This window comes from Paenibacillus chondroitinus NBRC 15376, from assembly GCF_004000765.1.
Classification (GTDB): domain Bacteria; phylum Bacillota; class Bacilli; order Paenibacillales; family NBRC-103111; genus Paenibacillus_E; species Paenibacillus_E chondroitinus.
In genome coordinates, this window is record NZ_BILW01000015.1 from 92,682 (window position 1) to 109,347 (window position 16,666).

At 47.2% G+C, this 16,666-nt stretch carries 14 protein-coding genes; 12 read left to right on the forward strand and 2 right to left on the reverse strand.

What is annotated here, in order from left to right; all coding sequences use genetic code 11:
• The first annotated feature begins 63 nt into the window (after positions 1–63).
• The 9 genes from secD to PCH02S_RS18110 all read left to right on the forward strand — a co-directional run bounded on the left by secD (position 64) and on the right by PCH02S_RS18110 (position 11,557).
• On the forward strand, positions 64–1,296 hold the full coding sequence (secD, locus tag PCH02S_RS18075; RefSeq protein WP_127455390.1) for a protein translocase subunit SecD: 1,233 nt from the start codon (positions 64–66) through the stop codon (positions 1,294–1,296).
• Positions 1,286–2,212: a protein translocase subunit SecF gene (gene secF, locus PCH02S_RS18080; RefSeq protein WP_127455337.1), complete on the forward strand. Its 927-nt coding sequence runs from the start codon at positions 1,286–1,288 to the stop codon at positions 2,210–2,212. Before secD ends, secF begins: the two co-directional genes overlap by 11 nt.
• Positions 2,213–2,277: 65 nt before the next feature.
• Positions 2,278–3,231, forward strand: a complete 954-nt coding sequence (locus PCH02S_RS18085; RefSeq protein ID WP_127455338.1) for a cation diffusion facilitator family transporter — start codon at positions 2,278–2,280, stop codon at positions 3,229–3,231.
• 57 nt (positions 3,232–3,288) lie between these two features.
• Complete coding sequence (gene recJ / locus PCH02S_RS18090; protein WP_127455339.1) at positions 3,289–5,733, forward strand: single-stranded-DNA-specific exonuclease RecJ; 2,445 nt, start codon at positions 3,289–3,291, stop codon at positions 5,731–5,733.
• Positions 5,730–6,242: an adenine phosphoribosyltransferase gene (locus tag PCH02S_RS18095; protein ID WP_127455340.1), complete on the forward strand. Its 513-nt coding sequence runs from the start codon at positions 5,730–5,732 to the stop codon at positions 6,240–6,242. The genes recJ and PCH02S_RS18095 overlap by 4 nt, the downstream gene beginning before the upstream one ends.
• A gap of 231 nt (positions 6,243–6,473) precedes the next feature.
• Positions 6,474–8,660 carry a RelA/SpoT family protein gene (locus PCH02S_RS18100; protein WP_127455341.1) on the forward strand — a complete coding sequence of 729 codons (2,187 nt, stop codon included), beginning with the start codon at positions 6,474–6,476 and terminating at the stop codon, positions 8,658–8,660.
• 41 nt (positions 8,661–8,701) lie between these two features.
• Positions 8,702–9,142: a D-aminoacyl-tRNA deacylase gene (dtd, locus tag PCH02S_RS18105; RefSeq protein ID WP_127455342.1), complete on the forward strand. Its 441-nt coding sequence runs from the start codon at positions 8,702–8,704 to the stop codon at positions 9,140–9,142.
• An 83-nt stretch (positions 9,143–9,225) separates the two neighbouring features.
• Positions 9,226–9,399, forward strand: a complete 174-nt coding sequence (locus tag PCH02S_RS35760) for a hypothetical protein (protein ID WP_157319189.1) — start codon at positions 9,226–9,228, stop codon at positions 9,397–9,399.
• Between the two features lie 211 nt (positions 9,400–9,610).
• Positions 9,611–11,557: an FAD-dependent oxidoreductase gene (locus tag PCH02S_RS18110; RefSeq protein ID WP_127455391.1), complete on the forward strand. Its 1,947-nt coding sequence runs from the start codon at positions 9,611–9,613 to the stop codon at positions 11,555–11,557.
• A gap of 103 nt (positions 11,558–11,660) precedes the next feature.
• Here PCH02S_RS18110 and PCH02S_RS18115 read toward each other — a convergent pair whose 3' ends face one another.
• Together PCH02S_RS18115 and PCH02S_RS18120 are read right to left on the reverse strand one after the other, a co-directional pair.
• Positions 11,661–11,969, reverse strand: coding sequence for a hypothetical protein (locus PCH02S_RS18115; protein ID WP_127455343.1), 309 nt, complete (start codon positions 11,967–11,969; stop codon positions 11,661–11,663).
• A gap of 341 nt (positions 11,970–12,310) precedes the next feature.
• Complete coding sequence (locus tag PCH02S_RS18120; protein ID WP_276562956.1) at positions 12,311–12,709, reverse strand: DoxX family protein; 399 nt, start codon at positions 12,707–12,709, stop codon at positions 12,311–12,313.
• 113 nt (positions 12,710–12,822) lie between these two features.
• Here PCH02S_RS18120 and PCH02S_RS18125 point away from each other — a divergent pair, with 113 nt between their 5' ends.
• The 3 genes from PCH02S_RS18125 to aspS all read left to right on the forward strand — a co-directional run bounded on the left by PCH02S_RS18125 (position 12,823) and on the right by aspS (position 16,650).
• A complete protein-coding gene (locus PCH02S_RS18125) occupies positions 12,823–13,128 on the forward strand; it encodes a winged helix-turn-helix transcriptional regulator (protein ID WP_127455345.1) in 306 nt (101 codons plus the stop codon).
• Between the two features lie 434 nt (positions 13,129–13,562).
• Entirely contained in the window at positions 13,563–14,828 is a 1,266-nt protein-coding gene (gene hisS / locus PCH02S_RS18130) for a histidine--tRNA ligase (protein WP_127455346.1), read from the forward strand.
• 43 nt (positions 14,829–14,871) lie between these two features.
• On the forward strand, positions 14,872–16,650 hold the full coding sequence (gene aspS, locus PCH02S_RS18135; protein ID WP_127455347.1) for an aspartate--tRNA ligase: 1,779 nt from the start codon (positions 14,872–14,874) through the stop codon (positions 16,648–16,650).
• Positions 16,651–16,666 lie beyond the last annotated feature (16 nt).

The window sequence follows — 16,666 nt, forward strand, 5'->3', positions numbered from 1 at the left end:
CTCGATTTTCAGACCTGTATATAATAGGCATATTGAGTATCGAAGGGAGACAAGCAAGAGATGCTGGATTGGAAAAGAATATCGTTCTTTTTTCTAACGGTTGTAATTGTTCTCGGCGCAATCGGAGCAACAAGCCCTAGACTTGTAGAACGAATCAAGCTTGGTTTGGATTTAAAAGGCGGATTTGAAATTTTGTACACCGCGGAGCCACTAACAGCTGGGCAGCCTTTAACGAAGGAAACGCTTACGCAAGCAGCGGAAAGTCTTGCCAAACGGGCTGACTCCCTTGGTGTAGCAGAGCCTGAGGTCTACCCGGAAGGAACAGACCGGATTCGTGTGCGTCTGGCAGGCGTGGAGAATGAGGAAGAAGTTAGAAGCCTGATGTCCAAGCCATCTGTTCTTACCTTCAGAGGTCCGGACGGAACAGTGTACATGAATGGAACTGACTTCGTGGAAAACGCAGCGAAATTAAGCTACGATCCGAATACGAAACAGCCGATTGTCGAAATCAAAATGAAAAGCAGAGAGAAATTCAAGGAAGTTACGACTAAGCTGGTGGGCAGCACATTGTCCATCTATCTGGACGATCAAGTGCAATCGACGGCATCCGTTAATTTCCCGATCGACAGTGACTCTGCCATCATTACACAAACAAGTGTAACGGAAGCGACTAAAGTAGCGAAAATGATTAACTTGGGGGCTATGCCGCTAAAGTTAACCGAAAAATATATTCAACGTGTTGATGCGACGCTAGGACAAGCATCCTTGCACCAAACAGCGCGCGCTGGGTTGATTGCATCGATCCTGATTTTCATCTTCATGGTACTGTACTATCGTGCACCGGGGCTTGTTGCGGCTTTCACGCTAATTACATACATTTGGGTACTTCTTGCGGTCTTCGACTTTATGAATGCCACCTTGACATTGCCGGGTATTGCGGCTCTTGTACTCGGAGCAGGTATGGCGGTTGACGCGAACATTATTACATACGAGAGAATCCGTGAAGAAATTCGCGCGGGCAAAAGCATTCTTTCCTCGTTGAAAGCAGGCTCCAAGCATTCCTTCCGCACAATCATGGACGCTAACGTGACGAACTTGATTGCCGGTATTGTTCTTTACTATGTAGGGAACGGCGCGATCCGCGGATTCGCGGTTATTACAATGTTAAGTATCATCATCAGTATCTTAACCAACGTTATTTTCTCCAGATGGCTGCTTCATCTGATCATTCGAGGCAACTTGCTGAAAAAGCCAAGTTATTTCGGCGTGAAGGAGGCAGACATCCGTGGACTCTAAGAACAAGTTTGATTTTGTAAGATCTCGTAATAAATTCTTTGGTATTTCGATTGTTCTTCTTATCATAGGATTAGCTGTAATGCTATTCTCAGGGATGAACTTCGGGGTCGATTTCAAAGCAGGAACGAATATCGATCTGGTTGTAGGCAAGCAGTTGGATAAAGCCAAAGTCGATGAGATTCTGAACGGTCTGTCAACGAGCGGCGATGTGAAATCGCACCATGCGGACCCGACAATCGGCGGGAATAACAGCGATCGCGTCTCAATCCGCTTCGATGACGTGCTGAATGACGACGCGGTGAATAAAATTCAAAAAGCATTTGCAACGGCTTACGGCGTTGATGTTTCCAAAGAGATCAATACCGTAGATCCTCAGTTGGCCAAAGAATTGCTGTTGAAAGCCGTATATGCGGTAGCGATTGCCAGCGTATTGATTTGTGTGTATGTCAGTATCCGTTTCGAATGGCGTTTTGCGATTGCTGCGATTATTGCCATTCTTCACGACGCATTCATGGTTATCGCAGTTTTTGCGATTTTCCGTCTGGAAGTCAATCTTCCGTTTCTGGCGGCGGTTTTGACGACGATCGGTTATTCCATCAATGATAAAATCGTTATTTTTGACCGTATCCGTGAAAATCTCAGATTCGCTAAGCTCAAAACGGACGAAGACCTCGTTGCCTTGGTCAACGACAGTATTTGGCAGACGATGGCGCGTAATATCAATACCGTTCTCGTGGTGTTAATTGCCGCTGGCTGCTTGTACATCTTCGGAAGCGAGTCCATCAAGCTGTTCGCACTTGCGAAGCTGGTCGGATTAACGAGCGGTGCTTACTCCTCCATCGTTATTGCTTGTTCTCTGTGGTATCTCTTGAAAAGAAAATCGTTACGGAGTTCTAAAAAGAAAGCTGCAGCGTAATAACCATAATAACTGGCCGCGTGAATGTTGCGCGGCCTTTGTATCCGTTCAGGGGGAGTGTCAGCGTGAAAGACGAGCGTTTTCAAAAAACGGAGCTTGCGGTATGGGGCGGCATCGCCGGTAATGCAGCTCTTGCGTGTCTGAAAGGTATTGTTGGGATTATGGCGCAGAGCTCAGCCTTGTTAGCGGATGCCGCACATTCGGCATCAAGAGCGATAGCTTCATTCGCGGCACTCATTCGGGTGAGATCAGATCAGCAGCCTCCAGAGGAGTGGGATGCCCAAGGTCCAGAAAAGAATATGTCTATTGCAAGTATTCTGCTGGCTATTGTCGTTCTTATTATAGGGATCGAGATGGGGCTCTCAGCGATTCATGCTTTAAGGTCTGCCGTGGAACATACTGACAAGAATTACACGCTCGCTGCGCTTGGACTTTCGCTAGCGGTCAAAGAAATCATGTATCATTACGTGAGCCGGTTAGGCAAACGTATAGGCTCTCAGGAATTAATTGCTAATAGCAGAGGGCACCGTTCCGATATATACTCTACTATTGTGGCTCTGATCGGGGTATTCGGCGCAACACTCGCCAACGTTTTGCAGGTCCCATTTCTTTCCTATTTGGATCCGATATCAGGAATTATCATTTCCCTTTTGATCTTGAAAATGGGGTATTCGCTAGTCAAGGAAGCTTTACATAGGAAGCAAGAGTACGTTCTACAGCAAGAGGATGCTGACGATTTGATTGCCGTAGTGCAGTTGATTAAAGGTGTAATCACTGTAGATGACTTAAGAGCCAGAGAGCACGGACATTATGTGGTGGTTACGGTCAAAATCAGCGTGAATCCAAGGGTAACGGTTTGGGAAGGGCATGAAGTTTCCAAAAGGATCAAACAGCAGCTGATGAAAAGATTTCATCATGTTTCGGATGTGGTTGTGCACGTGGCTCCTTATGATGCCGGCTATCCCTACAAACATTCTACGGATTCAGAGCTCAGCGAGCTCCCGTCCGTTATTCATTGATTTTGTAATCAGCACGAAGAAAGTTTTGCATAGCAAAACGCTAAGGAGGACACACAAGTGCTAGCACCAAAGGCAAGATGGAGCATTGGCCATGCGGATGAAATGCTCATAGAAACTTTTGTGCGCGAGCTGCAGATCGACCCGCTTGTGGCCCGACTGCTTGTTCTCCGAGACATTCGGACAGTACCTGAAGCCGAACAATTCATGCACGGCGGAGTTCAGTATTATCATGATCCCTATTTGCTTGACGGCATGCTCCCGGCTGTTGAACGGATCCGGAAAGCACTGCAGAACAACGAATTTATTCGCATATATGGGGACTATGATGCAGACGGCGTTAGCAGCACTTCGCTCATGTATCATTTGCTCACAGGCTTGGGCGCCCGGTTCGATACGTATATCCCGCATCGCATTCGTGAAGGATATGGTCTGAATCGCTCAGCGATTGATTTGGCCAAAGAACAAGGCGTAGATCTATTAATTACCGTGGACACAGGCATTAGTGCCGTTCAGGAAATCGCCTACTGTGAAGAGCTAGGCATAGATGTCATCGTGACGGATCACCACGAGCCTCCGGAGCACTTGCCACAGGCTTTGTCTGTGATCAATCCGAAGAAGCCCGGCTGTCCTTATCCTTTCAAGCACCTTGCGGGTGTCGGTGTTGCTCTGAAGCTGGCGCACGCTTTGCTGGATAGGCTGCCAGAGGAACTGCTGGAATTTGCGGCTCTTGGCACGGTAGCGGATTTGATGCCGCTGAATGGCGAGAACCGATTAATTGTCAAACAAGGTCTGCAGCGCATGCAGGATTCGGCTTACGCGGGATTCCGTTCACTTATTGGCGTCTCAGGCATTGAACGCAAGGAAGTGACAGCAGGTCACATCGGCTTCTCGCTCGCACCAAGAATTAATGCCAGCGGAAGACTGGAAGCAGCGGATATCGCGGTTAAATTGTTGACGACTTCCAATGAAACCGAGGCGGAGCAAATTGCTTTTGAATTGGATATGCTGAATAAAGAGCGTCAACTTATCGTTGAAGATATGGTGAAAGAAGCCTTTGTTCTCGCAGAGGAGCAGCAGGCCAAAGGTCTGGACAAAGTGATCGTCGTTGCGAAGGAAGGCTGGAATGTGGGCGTTGTCGGCATTGTAGCCTCTAAAATCGTGGAGAAATTTTACCGTCCGACCCTGGCGCTTAGCATAGATCCGCAGACGGGGATTGCCAAGGGTTCAGCACGTTCCATTGCCGGTTTTGATTTGCACAAGGCTTTGACCGTCTGTGAAGAGTGGCTGGACCACTACGGTGGCCACCAAGCGGCAGCTGGAATGAGTTTAAGCAGAGGCCATTTGGAGGCTTTCACACAAAAGCTGAATGAGCTTGCAGCTGCGACATTGACGGAGCAGGATTATATCCCGCTGTTGAAGGCAGACGCTGTATGCAGCTTGCCTGATGTCCCGATTGCCAGCATCGAAGGGTTGGAGAAACTTGCGCCATTTGGCATGGGCAATCCCGCGCCCAGGTTCATGTTCACCGATTTGTCGCTGGATGACATCCGGACCATGGGCAAAGAGAAGCAGCACCTGAAGCTCGCGCTTTCTCAGGCCAAAGATGAAGTAAGCTGCTCAGTGGAAGCTGTTGGTTTCGGCAAAGGCAGCCTGGCAGGACTCATCACGCAAGCGGCTAAGGTCGATGTGCTTGGCGAGCTGTCCATCAATGAGTGGAATGGCGTCCGCAAGCCGCAAATCGTCATGCAGGATTTGAAGATCACGCATATGCAGCTCTTTGATTGGCGTGGAGCGGGGCAATTAAGCGCCAAGCTGAATATGCTTCAAAATAACCTGGCAACAAGCAATCCGAAGAATCAAGTACCTGGTATTGTGCTCTTCGATGAAACAGATGTGAAAGCTTTTGCTGGCACGGCTTTCCAAATCGGCGACGATATCCCTTACTGGGTCGTTCAAGACAGCGGCTTATTACGGCCAGGCAATCAAACAGCCGGTCAGCTGGATTTTGCTCATATGAAGGACATCATTTTGTACACGATCCCAAGGAGTTTAGTCAGCTTACAAGGTGTGTTACAGCAAGCTCTTGGCATGATGCGTTGTTATCCGGTTTTCGCAGAGTTAGGACCTGACAGCGGAAGCACGTTGCCTTCTCGTGAGATGTTCAAGATGATGTACGGCACATTGCAAAAAGAAGGCTCGTTGAATGTGCAGGATGCCCGTCTAATGGCCTCATTCAGCAAAAGATCGGGCTTGTCGCCAGCTATGATTCAATTCATTTTATCCGTGTTTGAGGAGTTAGCGTTTATTGAAAGACAAGGGGCTTTCGTTAAACTGCATGCATCACCTGCCAAAAAAGATCTTACGGCATCCCGCATTTATCAGCATAGAATGAATCGTCAAGAAGTTGAATCTGTTGTGATGTATTCTTCAGCCAAAGAATTAGAGCAGTGGATTGCCCAGCATATCAAGCAAGAAAACCACATATTGGAGGAAATTATATGAATTTCAAAGAGTACATTCGCGTTATCCCAGACTTCCCGCAACCGGGAATCCGTTTCAAAGATATCACCACGCTGCTTCAAAACGGTGCTGTCTACAAAGAAGCCATTGATCAATTGAAAGAAATGGTCAAAGAGAAACAAATTGATGTCATTGCGGGACCTGAAGCTCGCGGCTTCGTTATCGGCGCTCCGCTGGCATATGCGCTTGGCGTAGGTTTTATTCCGATTCGCAAAAGCGGTAAGCTGCCAGGCGAGACCATTGAAGTGGATTATGCCTTGGAATACGGCAAAGATAAACTAGCCATGCACAAAGATGCCATTAAGCCTGGTCAAAAAGTGCTGATTGCCGATGACCTGCTGGCAACCGGCGGAACGATTCAATCCTCGATCGATTTGATTCAACAGCTTGGCGGAGATATTGTTGGGGCAGCGTTCTTGATTGAACTTTCCTATTTGGAAGGCAGAAATAAGTTTAATGGTATAGATGTGGTTTCCTTAGTTCAATATTAAAATAAGCGAAGAATCGAATGTCATATTCGATTCTTTTTTGTACATAGATATAGGCCGTAAGGAAGGAATAATTCAAAGGATTTTAGGCAAAATGATGTTTTTTGTCGAAAGGTTAGCATGGCATAGTTGACGCGGAGCCTGCCTTGCAGGCATAATGAATAAAAATCGACTAAAGATGAGCGTTTGAAAAGTTCGCTTTTTAAACAACCACTAAAGGGAATGGGTAGATGCATGGGTATAGAGCAGCTGTTAGAGAAGGCAGCCACCTATCTGAAAGAGAATGATTTGCAGAGGATACGGGAGGCCTATGAATTCGCGGATGAAGCCCATCATGGCCAAGTGCGCAAATCGGGGGAGCCCTATATTCTGCATCCACTCGCTGTTGCAGATATACTGGTGAACATGCAGATGGACGTCACATCCGTGATCGCGGCGCTTCTGCATGATGTCGTTGAAGATACAACAGTTTCACTCGAAACTGTTCTAGATAAATTCGGGAAAACCTGCGCAATGCTTGTAGATGGCTTGACGAAGCTTGAACGGATTAAGTTCAAGTCCAAGGAAGAGCAGCAGAACGAGAACTACCGCAAAATGTTTGTCGCTATGGCGCAGGATATCCGCGTTATTTTGATTAAACTGGCGGATCGATTGCACAACATGCGCACATTGAAGTACCAATCGGAGGAAAGCCAGCGCCGCATAGCGGAGGAAACGCTGGAGATTTTCTGTCCGATTGCACATAGGCTCGGGATTTCCACCATCAAGTGGGAAATGGAGGATATCGCTCTCCGTTATTTGAATCCTCAGCAGTATTACCGGATCGTGAATCTGATGCAGAAGAAGCGAACCGAGCGTGAGCAATATATCGAAGACGTAATCCACAGTATCAAAGAAAAACTGGATGAGATGGGAATCCAAGGAGATATCTCCGGAAGGCCCAAACATCTCTACAGTATTTATAAAAAAATGAGCTCCCGCGGCAAACAGTTCAATGAGATCTATGATCTCATGGCGCTGCGCGTCATTGTCGATGGCATCAAAGATTGCTACGCTTCTTTGGGTATTATTCATACATTGTGGAAACCGATGCCTGGACGTTTCAAAGATTATATCGCTATGCCTAAGCCGAATATGTATCAGTCTCTCCATACAACGGTGATCGGTCCCAAAGGGGAGCCTCTGGAGGTTCAGATTCGTACTTGGGAAATGCATAGAACGTCCGAGTTCGGTATTGCTGCACACTGGGCCTACAAAGAAGGCGGCTCCGTCGTTCCATCAGGCACGTTTGAAGACAAGATGAGCTGGTTCCGTGAAATTTTGGAGCTTCAGCATGAAACGAATGATGCTTCGGAGTTTATGGAATCCATGAAGATGGACTTCTTCTCCGATCTTGTCTTTGTGTTTACGCCAAAAGGCGAGGTCATCGAGCTTCCGGCCGGTTCCGTGCCTTTGGATTTTGCTTACCGTATTCATACGGAGGTTGGTAATCGGACAATTGGCGCCAAAGTCAATTCGCGCATCGTCCCCTTGGATCACAAGTTGAAAACAGGGGATATCATTGAAATTCTGACATCCAAACATTCTTATGGACCAAGTCAGGACTGGATTAAGCTCGCGCAATCCTCCCACGCTCGCAGTAAAATCAAGCAGTGGTTCAAGAAAGAAAAGCGCGAAGAGAACGTCGAAAAAGGGAAAACCATGATTGAGCGCGAGCTCAAGCGGTTGGCCATTGATCCGCCGACACTGATGAGTGATGAGAAAATGCTCGAAGCGGCGAAGAAGTTCAATTTTAACGACATTGAAGACATGCTGTCTGCCGTCGGGTTTGGCGGGATTACAGCCGCGCAAATTTGTACGAAGCTTACGGAGAAGCTGCGTAAGGAAGCCGAAGAAGCGCAGGTGCTTCAGCTTACTACGGAGGTCAAAGAAGTTAAGGCGCCAAGCGCAACCGAACGCAAAAGCCGTCCAACCAACGGCGTGCGGGTGAAGGGCGTGGACAATTTGCTTGTGCGCTTTGCCCGCTGTTGTAATCCGGTTCCCGGTGATTTGATCATCGGGTACATTACAAGAGGACGCGGCGTGTCCGTGCACCGGGCGGATTGTACGAATATCCCTACAAGCATGGGGGAAGAGGAACGGGTCATTGAGGTTGATTGGTGCGAATCCATCGAATCCAATTTCAATGTGGAAATTGAGATTACAGGCCATGACCGTCGAGATTTCTTGAACGAAGTGCTTCAGGCTGTCTCAGAAAGCAAAACGAGTATTTCAGCGGTTTCGGGCCGATCGGATAAAAACAAGATGGCAACGGTTCATATGACCATTTTGATCAAAAATATCGATCACCTGCAATCCGTCGTCGAGAGGATCAAACGTGTGAGAGACGTTTATTCCGTTCAGCGCATTATGCAAAGCTAAACTTGCGGCTGTGAACGAACGTGAGGAGATTTAGAGAAACCATGAGAGTAGTTGTTCAGAGGTGCAAGCGCGCCGAAGTAACTGTGAATGGCGCATCTGTCGGACAGATCGAGCAGGGTCTGATGCTGTTAGTTGGCATCACCCACGACGATACCGAGCAGGATGCGAAATATATAGCGGACAAAGTAGCCGGACTTCGCATTTTTGAAGATGAGACCGGTAAAATGAATCTATCCGTACTGGAGACAGGCGGTCAGATTTTATCCGTTTCCCAGTTTACTTTGTATGGGGATTGCCGCAAAGGGAAACGGCCCAACTTCATGTCAGCAGCTAGACCTGAGATTGCACAGCCGTTATACGATAAGTTCAATGAGCTGCTTCGCGCTCAGGGCTTGCAAGTGGAAACGGGAGCATTTGGCGAAATGATGGATGTTTCATTTACGAATTGGGGACCTGTTACTTTGATCATCGATAGTAAATAGTCGGTTGCCTCTTGCGCAAAGGATAAGATGCGGACAGCCTGGATATACTAAAACTGTATATTCTTGCAGTTAGGAGCATCCAGATGCGTCAATCGATCAAGCACAAAGCCATGACGGCGCCAGAGCAGCAACTGCTGCATACAACACTTGCCGAGCGGATGAGTCAGGCACCGGCGTTAGCCGACGTTGAAATTAGCGCAGAGTTCACATCCGATCAGGAGAAAATGAAAAGCATTCCCAAGAAATCATATCGTTAATCGTAAAGCCTCGCGCTGCTTCGTCAGCAATGCGGGGCTTTATTTGTAGGATGAAGTAATGTGGCAGGATTTCTCTACGCCTTTAAAATGTGGTAAACTAACTAGTGATGTTTTTGGTTGACAAAATAATCGACTGCTCAAGAAAGCTTATCAAACCTTCAACCGGTAAGCTGTATGAAAAGCAGGGGACAAGGTGGGTGCTTTCGTTTTAATGGCAAATCCGAATCGTAACAATTCCGCTTCCAAAGGATGGCTTTGGTTGATGGGAATCTTGATTCTCCTCGCGGTGCTGGGGGCTGCGGCGTCTTTGTATTATCAATATAAACACCACATAAGCGGTGGACAGACGAAGGAGAAGCAAGAAATTGAAGAAGTGAAATCCGTAAAGAAAACAAAAGAAACGTATGATGTCATTGTCGTTGGTACCGATCCTGAGGGGGTTGCTGCGGCTGTTTCGGCTGCGCGTAATGGGTTAACTACCCTTCTGGTGGATGGACGGAATCGTGAGATTCTGGGAGGGCTAATGACACTGGGCTGGATTAACTCCATTGATATGAACTATGCTCCAAACAAGAACCTTTTAGGAAAAGATGATGTTTTCAACAAAGGCTTCTTCTCCGAGTGGTATGCCAAAATTGAAGGGGATTCCTTCGATGTGAATACAGCCGCGAATGCGTTCTATGATTTGGTTAAAAATGAATCTAAAATCGATGTGCTGCTCAAAACGAAGAAGATCGATCCGCTCCTTTCGCAAGATAAAAAGGCTGTGCAAGGCGCCACGATTACACTCGAGGATGGCAGTGCGCAAGTCGTGAAGGCGGCTTCGGTTATCGATGCGACGCAGGATGGAGATTTCGCGGCGGCATCAGGAGTGCCGTTTACGATCGGACACGAGGATATCGGGGATCCGAATTCCAAAATGGCCGTGACGCTGGCGTTTCGTTTGAAAAACGTAACACCGGAAGTTTGGAACCTGATGGCAACAAGGCTGAACGGGGATAATAATCCGGATACAGGAGTAAATGATGTAAGTGTATTTGGTTATGGGGAAATGAGTAAATATCCGCCTCTTAACAAAGAAAGAGCCAAGATGAGAGGGCTTAATATGGGGAGGGAAAATGACAATACCGTCCTTATTAATGCCTTGCAAATTTTCGGGGTCGATACCTTTGATCCGAAAGCTGTTCAAGAAGCTTTTGACATCGGAAAAAAAGAACTGCCTAATATTTTATCTTATATGCAAAAAACGTTCCCTGAGTTTGCAAGTCTTGAACTTGATGGATCTGCACCAGAGCTATATGTTCGGGAGACGCGTCATATGCAGGGAGAATACAGACTCAACATTGTTGACGTTTGTACGAACAATGATCAGTGGGACCGCATTGGATTCGGTTCTTATCCAGTGGATATTCAAAGGATCTCTCCGACCGATAACGGTAACGTTGTGTGTAAACCGAAGCAGTACGCTATCCCTTTCCGCAGCCTAGTGCCTCAAAAAGTGGATGGACTGCTTGTAGTAGGTAGAGCCGCCAGTTACGATACATTGCCGCATGGAAGCGCCCGCGTTATGCCAACAGGCATGGCCGAAGGGGAAGCCGCAGGAGCTGCTGCGATGTTTGCGAAGCAGGAGAAGATGACGTTCCGCCAGCTATCGGCGTCCAAAGAAGTGATTGCGAAGCTGCAGGAGCAGTTGAACAAACAAGGCATGGAGATTCATCCGATGACACTCAAGCCGCAGCCTTTTATGGAGCATAAAGCTTATGAGGGGCTGAAATCCGCTCTTATGCTTGGCTTGGCCTCCGGCGCGTACGACAACAATTTTCACTTGGATGACCCCGCGAATCCGAAACGGATGGTCAATCTCGTGAGCGGCGCTAAGAAAATGAAGCCGGACGCCTTCAAAGGGGATGTATCGCAGGCGATCGCGAAGATGGAGAATGCTGATAAAATTCCGTTATCGCTTGAACAAGCCACTTATACGATAACTCAAGCTTTGGGACTGACGGCTGCATCCAAAGAGGCGCAGGCAAAGCTAATAGAGAATAAGCTGTTGACCGATGCTTCATTGAAGCTAATAGCAGACAATCAAAAGTTAACGAACGGTGACGTATACTTGCTTATCAAAGATCTGAAGGTTGGCTTAACCGGCAAACCTTAATAAATAACAAATAAGAGCCTTATTACGCCGGAGTTGCATGTGGCGATAAGGCTCTTATCTTTTTTTTCGAAGCCAATGGAAGTTTTGACTGCGCTTACAAAATTCAGTCAGCTTCTGATGCATCCTCTTCGGCTTCCGCAGATTCTTCCGCATCCTCTTCGGCAGAATCATCACTATCTACTTCGGCTTCCTCGTCGGCATCAACTTCCGCTTCTTCTTCCGCTTCGACTTCTTCTTCCTCAGCTGCATCTTCAGCTTCGTCGGCTTCGTCCGAATCCTCAATGGCCTCTTCTTCGGCTGCTTCAGCTTCTTCGGCTACATCGTCTTCAACTTCAGCTTCGGCTTCGGATTCCTCAGAGAAGAGCACCACTAGATCCTGCCGTTCCTCTTGAAACTCGTTTTGTGTTGTCATTGTTACAGCCTCCTGATGATAAATTCAAGGCCATTTGCCTTGTTGTAATGTATATGTGTAAAAAAGGCTGAATATACGAGGGGAGCATAATGAAAATGATTGAAAATACAGGGAAAACACTGTAATGAAATTGTAATTTAAATTTCATACTGCGTTAATCAACCATGGATATAATAAACCTCGACCCCCTTTAATTTATATATTGTTTAGAGGCCTGCCGCCACTCGTGCTGCAGGCTATTTTCTTTGTAAGATGGGCTCGTGTTTCGCCATCGAAATAGAAATGGGCTATCATCCATCAAGTCATTTCTGACTTAAGGAGATAGCCCATTTCTTCATTTTTTACAGTAAAGCATCCAAAGAATAGTCGCCTGCACCGATAAGCGCGACGCCCAGTGCCGCCACAATCAAAAGCAAATTGTACTCGAACCCATTAGAAGTGGACCAATAGCTTTTGTTATGAACCTTTACAATAGCAACAAGCATAGTAATGATGATAAGTGCAGCCGCAAATGGTGTCCAAAGTCCTGCAGCAAAAAGCAAGCCGCCTGCAATTTCCGACAAACCGGCAAGGACGGCCATCAGGACACCGGGCTTAATGCCGATGGAATCGAAAAAGCCTCCTGTGCCTTTTGGTCCATACCCACCAAACCATCCAAATACTTTCTGTGTGCCGTGCGCGGCTATTGTTAAACCTAACACCAAACGAATAAGAAGAAGACCTAATGCCACGACTAACAACTCCTCTTTAAATAAATTTTATTTAATTACTTACTTTATGTTAGTATATTATTACGCAGCACTTACTTTTGTCAAGCGACTATGTTAAAATTGTTTATAAGGAGATGATTTATATGGAAGACTACCAACTGTGCCCGAAATTCGAAAATGCATTTGAACTTCTGGGAAAGCGTTGGACGGGGCTCATCGTACATGTCTTGTTGACGGGGCCGAAGCGGTTTAAAGATATATCCGTGCTTATCCCAAGTATGAGCGATCGCATGCTTTCGGAGAGATTTAAAGAACTTGAGGCTGCAGAGATCATTGTCCGACACGTGTACCCGGAAACTCCGGTTCGTATTGAGTATGAATTGACAGCTAAAGGAAAAGGACTTAAGCCTGTTATGGACGAGTTACAAAAATGGGCGGACTCTCATTAATTAAATGAAGGCGGCGCTAAGTCAAGTGGACGTATATCTCTTGACTTTACTTCTGCCAATGTTTACAATAAACAATAATTCAATACCTTTGTGATCCGTTGAAGGGATAAAGTATTTCGCCCCCACATTATCAGAGAAGGAAGTCCAGGCTGCGAGCTTCCTATGATGAGCGAACGAAAAGACCTCCCCGAGGACCTGCTGGGAACGACATGTCGATTTATGACCGTCTAGTAGTGGCAGTGCGTATTCGCGGGCGTTAACCGTAAAGAGCAGATTTCTGTTTATTGTGCTTATGGCGCGAGTACAGACGATCTGAATGTGGGTGGTACCACGGGTGAATTTGTGAATCAAATCTCTCGTCCCTGACGAATGTCGGGGGTGGGGGATTTTTTTGTTATATAACCAAGAGCGACAGATAAAGGGAGGTTGAACACATGAGCATTCAAAAGCCAAAAGGCACGCAGGACCTGCTTCCCGGCGAAGTGGAGAAGTGGCAGTACCTGGAAAGCAAAGCAAGAGACTTATGTCAACGATTTAACTACAAAGAAATCCGTTCGCCGATTTTCGAAAGTACGGAGCTTTTCTCCAGAGGTGTCGGAGAAACGACGGATATTGTCGAGAAAGAAATGTACACCTTTATGGATAAAGGCGATCGCAGCATGACTTTGCGTCCAGAAGGGACAGCCGGCGTTGTTAGGGCTTATGTAGAAAATAAGCTATATGGAGTGCCAGATTTGACGAAGCTGTTCTACGTGGGACCGATGTTTCGCTATGAACAGCCGCAAGCCGGTAGATACCGTCAGTTCCACCAGTTCGGGATTGAAGCTTTCGGATCTGTTGATCCAAGCATTGACGCCGAAGTCATTGCGCTGGGGTACACGTTTTACAAGGAAATTGGGTTAAAAGAAGTAACCGTTGAAATTAACTCCGTGGGCACACCTTCTGTTCGAACGGTTTACCGCGAGAAGCTGCAGGAATTTTTTGCACCTGTGAAACACTTGCTTTGCAAAGATTGCCAGTCCCGCTATGACCGCAACCCGATGCGTATTCTTGATTGCAAAACCGATCAGAAGTACGGGGTAGGCGCTCCTGAGATTCTGGATTACTTGGACGAAGAATGTTCGACACACTTCGCACAGGTTCGCGAGCACTTAACCGCTATGGACATTCCCTATCGGGTGAATCCTCGCCTGGTGCGCGGGCTTGATTATTACACACACACCGCTTTTGAGTACAAAGCAGCCGGCATTGGAGCTATCGATACAATTGGCGGCGGCGGGCGCTATAACGGTCTCGTTGAGCAAATCGGCGGTCATGGCACAGACCAGCCAGGCGTAGGCTTGGGGTTAGGTCTGGAACGCATTCTGCTTGTGCTGCAGGCACAAGGTGTTGAGATCCCGAAACCGGAGCCGCTTGATGTATACCTGATCGGGTTAGGCGAGCCTGCCGAGAAGGAAGTCACGAAGCTGCTGCACCAGTTGAGGGTTCAAGGTCTCAAAGCCGAGAAGGACTACCAAGGGCGCAAATTGAAGGCGCAAATGAAATCAGCAGACCGTTTTCAAGCGAAGTATGTGGCGATTCTCGGAGACGATGAGTTAGCCCGCGGCGAAATTACGCTGAAGCAGATGGAAACTGGTTCTCAAGTCATTGTAAGTTTAGTGGATCTTGCTTCAAATGCTGCAAAGACACTATTCGAATAGATAGTATTTAATGATTAATTACTCATGAGGAGGCAACAACATTATGATGCTCAAAACACATCATTGCGGGCAGCTTACGAAAGATCAGGTAGGACAGACTGTTATTCTAAACGGGTGGGTACAAAGAAGACGTGACTTAGGCGGGGTACTATTTATTGATCTTCGCGACCGCAGCGGGCTTGTACAGACCGTATTTAACCCGGATTTCTCAGGCGATGCCCTAGCTACTGCTGATCGTGCGCGTAATGAATATGTGCTTGCTGTAAAAGGGAAAGTCGTAGAACGTGACGCGGAGACGGTTAACAAAAATATCCCAACCGGTGAAATTGAAATTCAAGTAACGGAAATCGAAATTATGAACGCGGCCAAAACACCTCCGTTCTTCATTGAAGACGGTGTGGAAGTAGATGAAGCCGTTCGTCTGAAATACCGCTATTTGGACCTTCGTCGTCCGGAAATGCAAAGAACCTTAATGCTTCGCTCGAAAGCATCCAAAATTTTCCGCAATTTCTTGGATGATCAAGGATTTGTAGAAGTGGAAACACCGATTCTGACGAAAAGCACACCAGAAGGCGCTCGTGATTACTTGGTGCCAAGTCGTGTTCACCCAGGTGAATTTTTCGCATTGCCGCAATCCCCACAAATTTTCAAACAGTTGTTGATGGTTAGTGGTCTGGAACGTTACTACCAAATCGCACGTTGTTTCCGCGACGAAGACCTTCGTGCAGACCGTCAACCGGAATTTACACAAGTCGACATTGAGACTTCCTTCCTGGCGCAAGATCAATTGCTGGATATTTTGGAAGAGCTTGTCGTGAACTTGATGAGAGAGACGGCACAAGTCGAAATTCCGCGTCCTTTCCAACGGATTACGTATGCGGATGCGATGGCGAAATATGGTTCAGACAAACCGGATCTGCGTTTCGGGCTAGAGCTTGAAGATGTATCGGATATCGTTCAAAATTCCGGCGTTCAAGTATTTGCGAATGTGGTTAAAGGCGGAGGCCAAGTTAAAGCGCTGAATGCCAAAGGCTGCGGTACTTGGAGCCGTAAAGAGATCGACGACCTGCTGCCATTCGCGGCGCGTTACGGGGCCAAAGGCTTGGCTTGGATTCAAGTCAAAGACGGCGAATTCAAAGGGCCTATCGTGAAATTCTTTAGCGAAGCTGAAATTGCTGCTCTGACTGAGCGTCTAGGCGCTGAAGAAGGAGATCTACTTCTTTTCTCCGCGGATAAAAAGAAAGTCGTAGCCGATGTTCTGGGCAACCTTCGTTTGAAAATCGGTCGTGATCTTGGACTCATCGACGACTCCAAGTTCAAATATGCATGGGTCGTAGATTTCCCGCTGCTTGGATACGACGAAGAAGCCAAACGTTATGTCGCAGAGCACCATCCGTTCACGCGTCCTAATGAAGACGATATTCACTTCTTTGATACAGACCCAGGTCAAATTCGCGCTCAAGCGTATGACCTTGTTTTGAACGGTTATGAAGTAGGCGGCGGCTCCATGCGTATTTACCAACGTGAGGTGCAAGAGAAAATGTTCGGAGCGCTTGGTTTCTCAAGCGAAGAAGCGCAAGAGAAATTCGGCTTCTTGCTTGATGCGTTCGAGTATGGAACGCCTCCGCATGGCGGTTTCGCCTTCGGTTTCGACCGTTTGGTGATGCTGATCACAGGCCGTACCAACTTGAGAGAAACGATTGCATTCCCGAAAACAGCGAGCGCAACGGACCTGTTGATGGATGCACCGGGAACTGTAGATGACAAACAGCTTGATCAATTGTCGATTCGCTTAGCGCTTAAGCAGCCTGCTAAAGCCTAAGAACATAGAAGAGGAC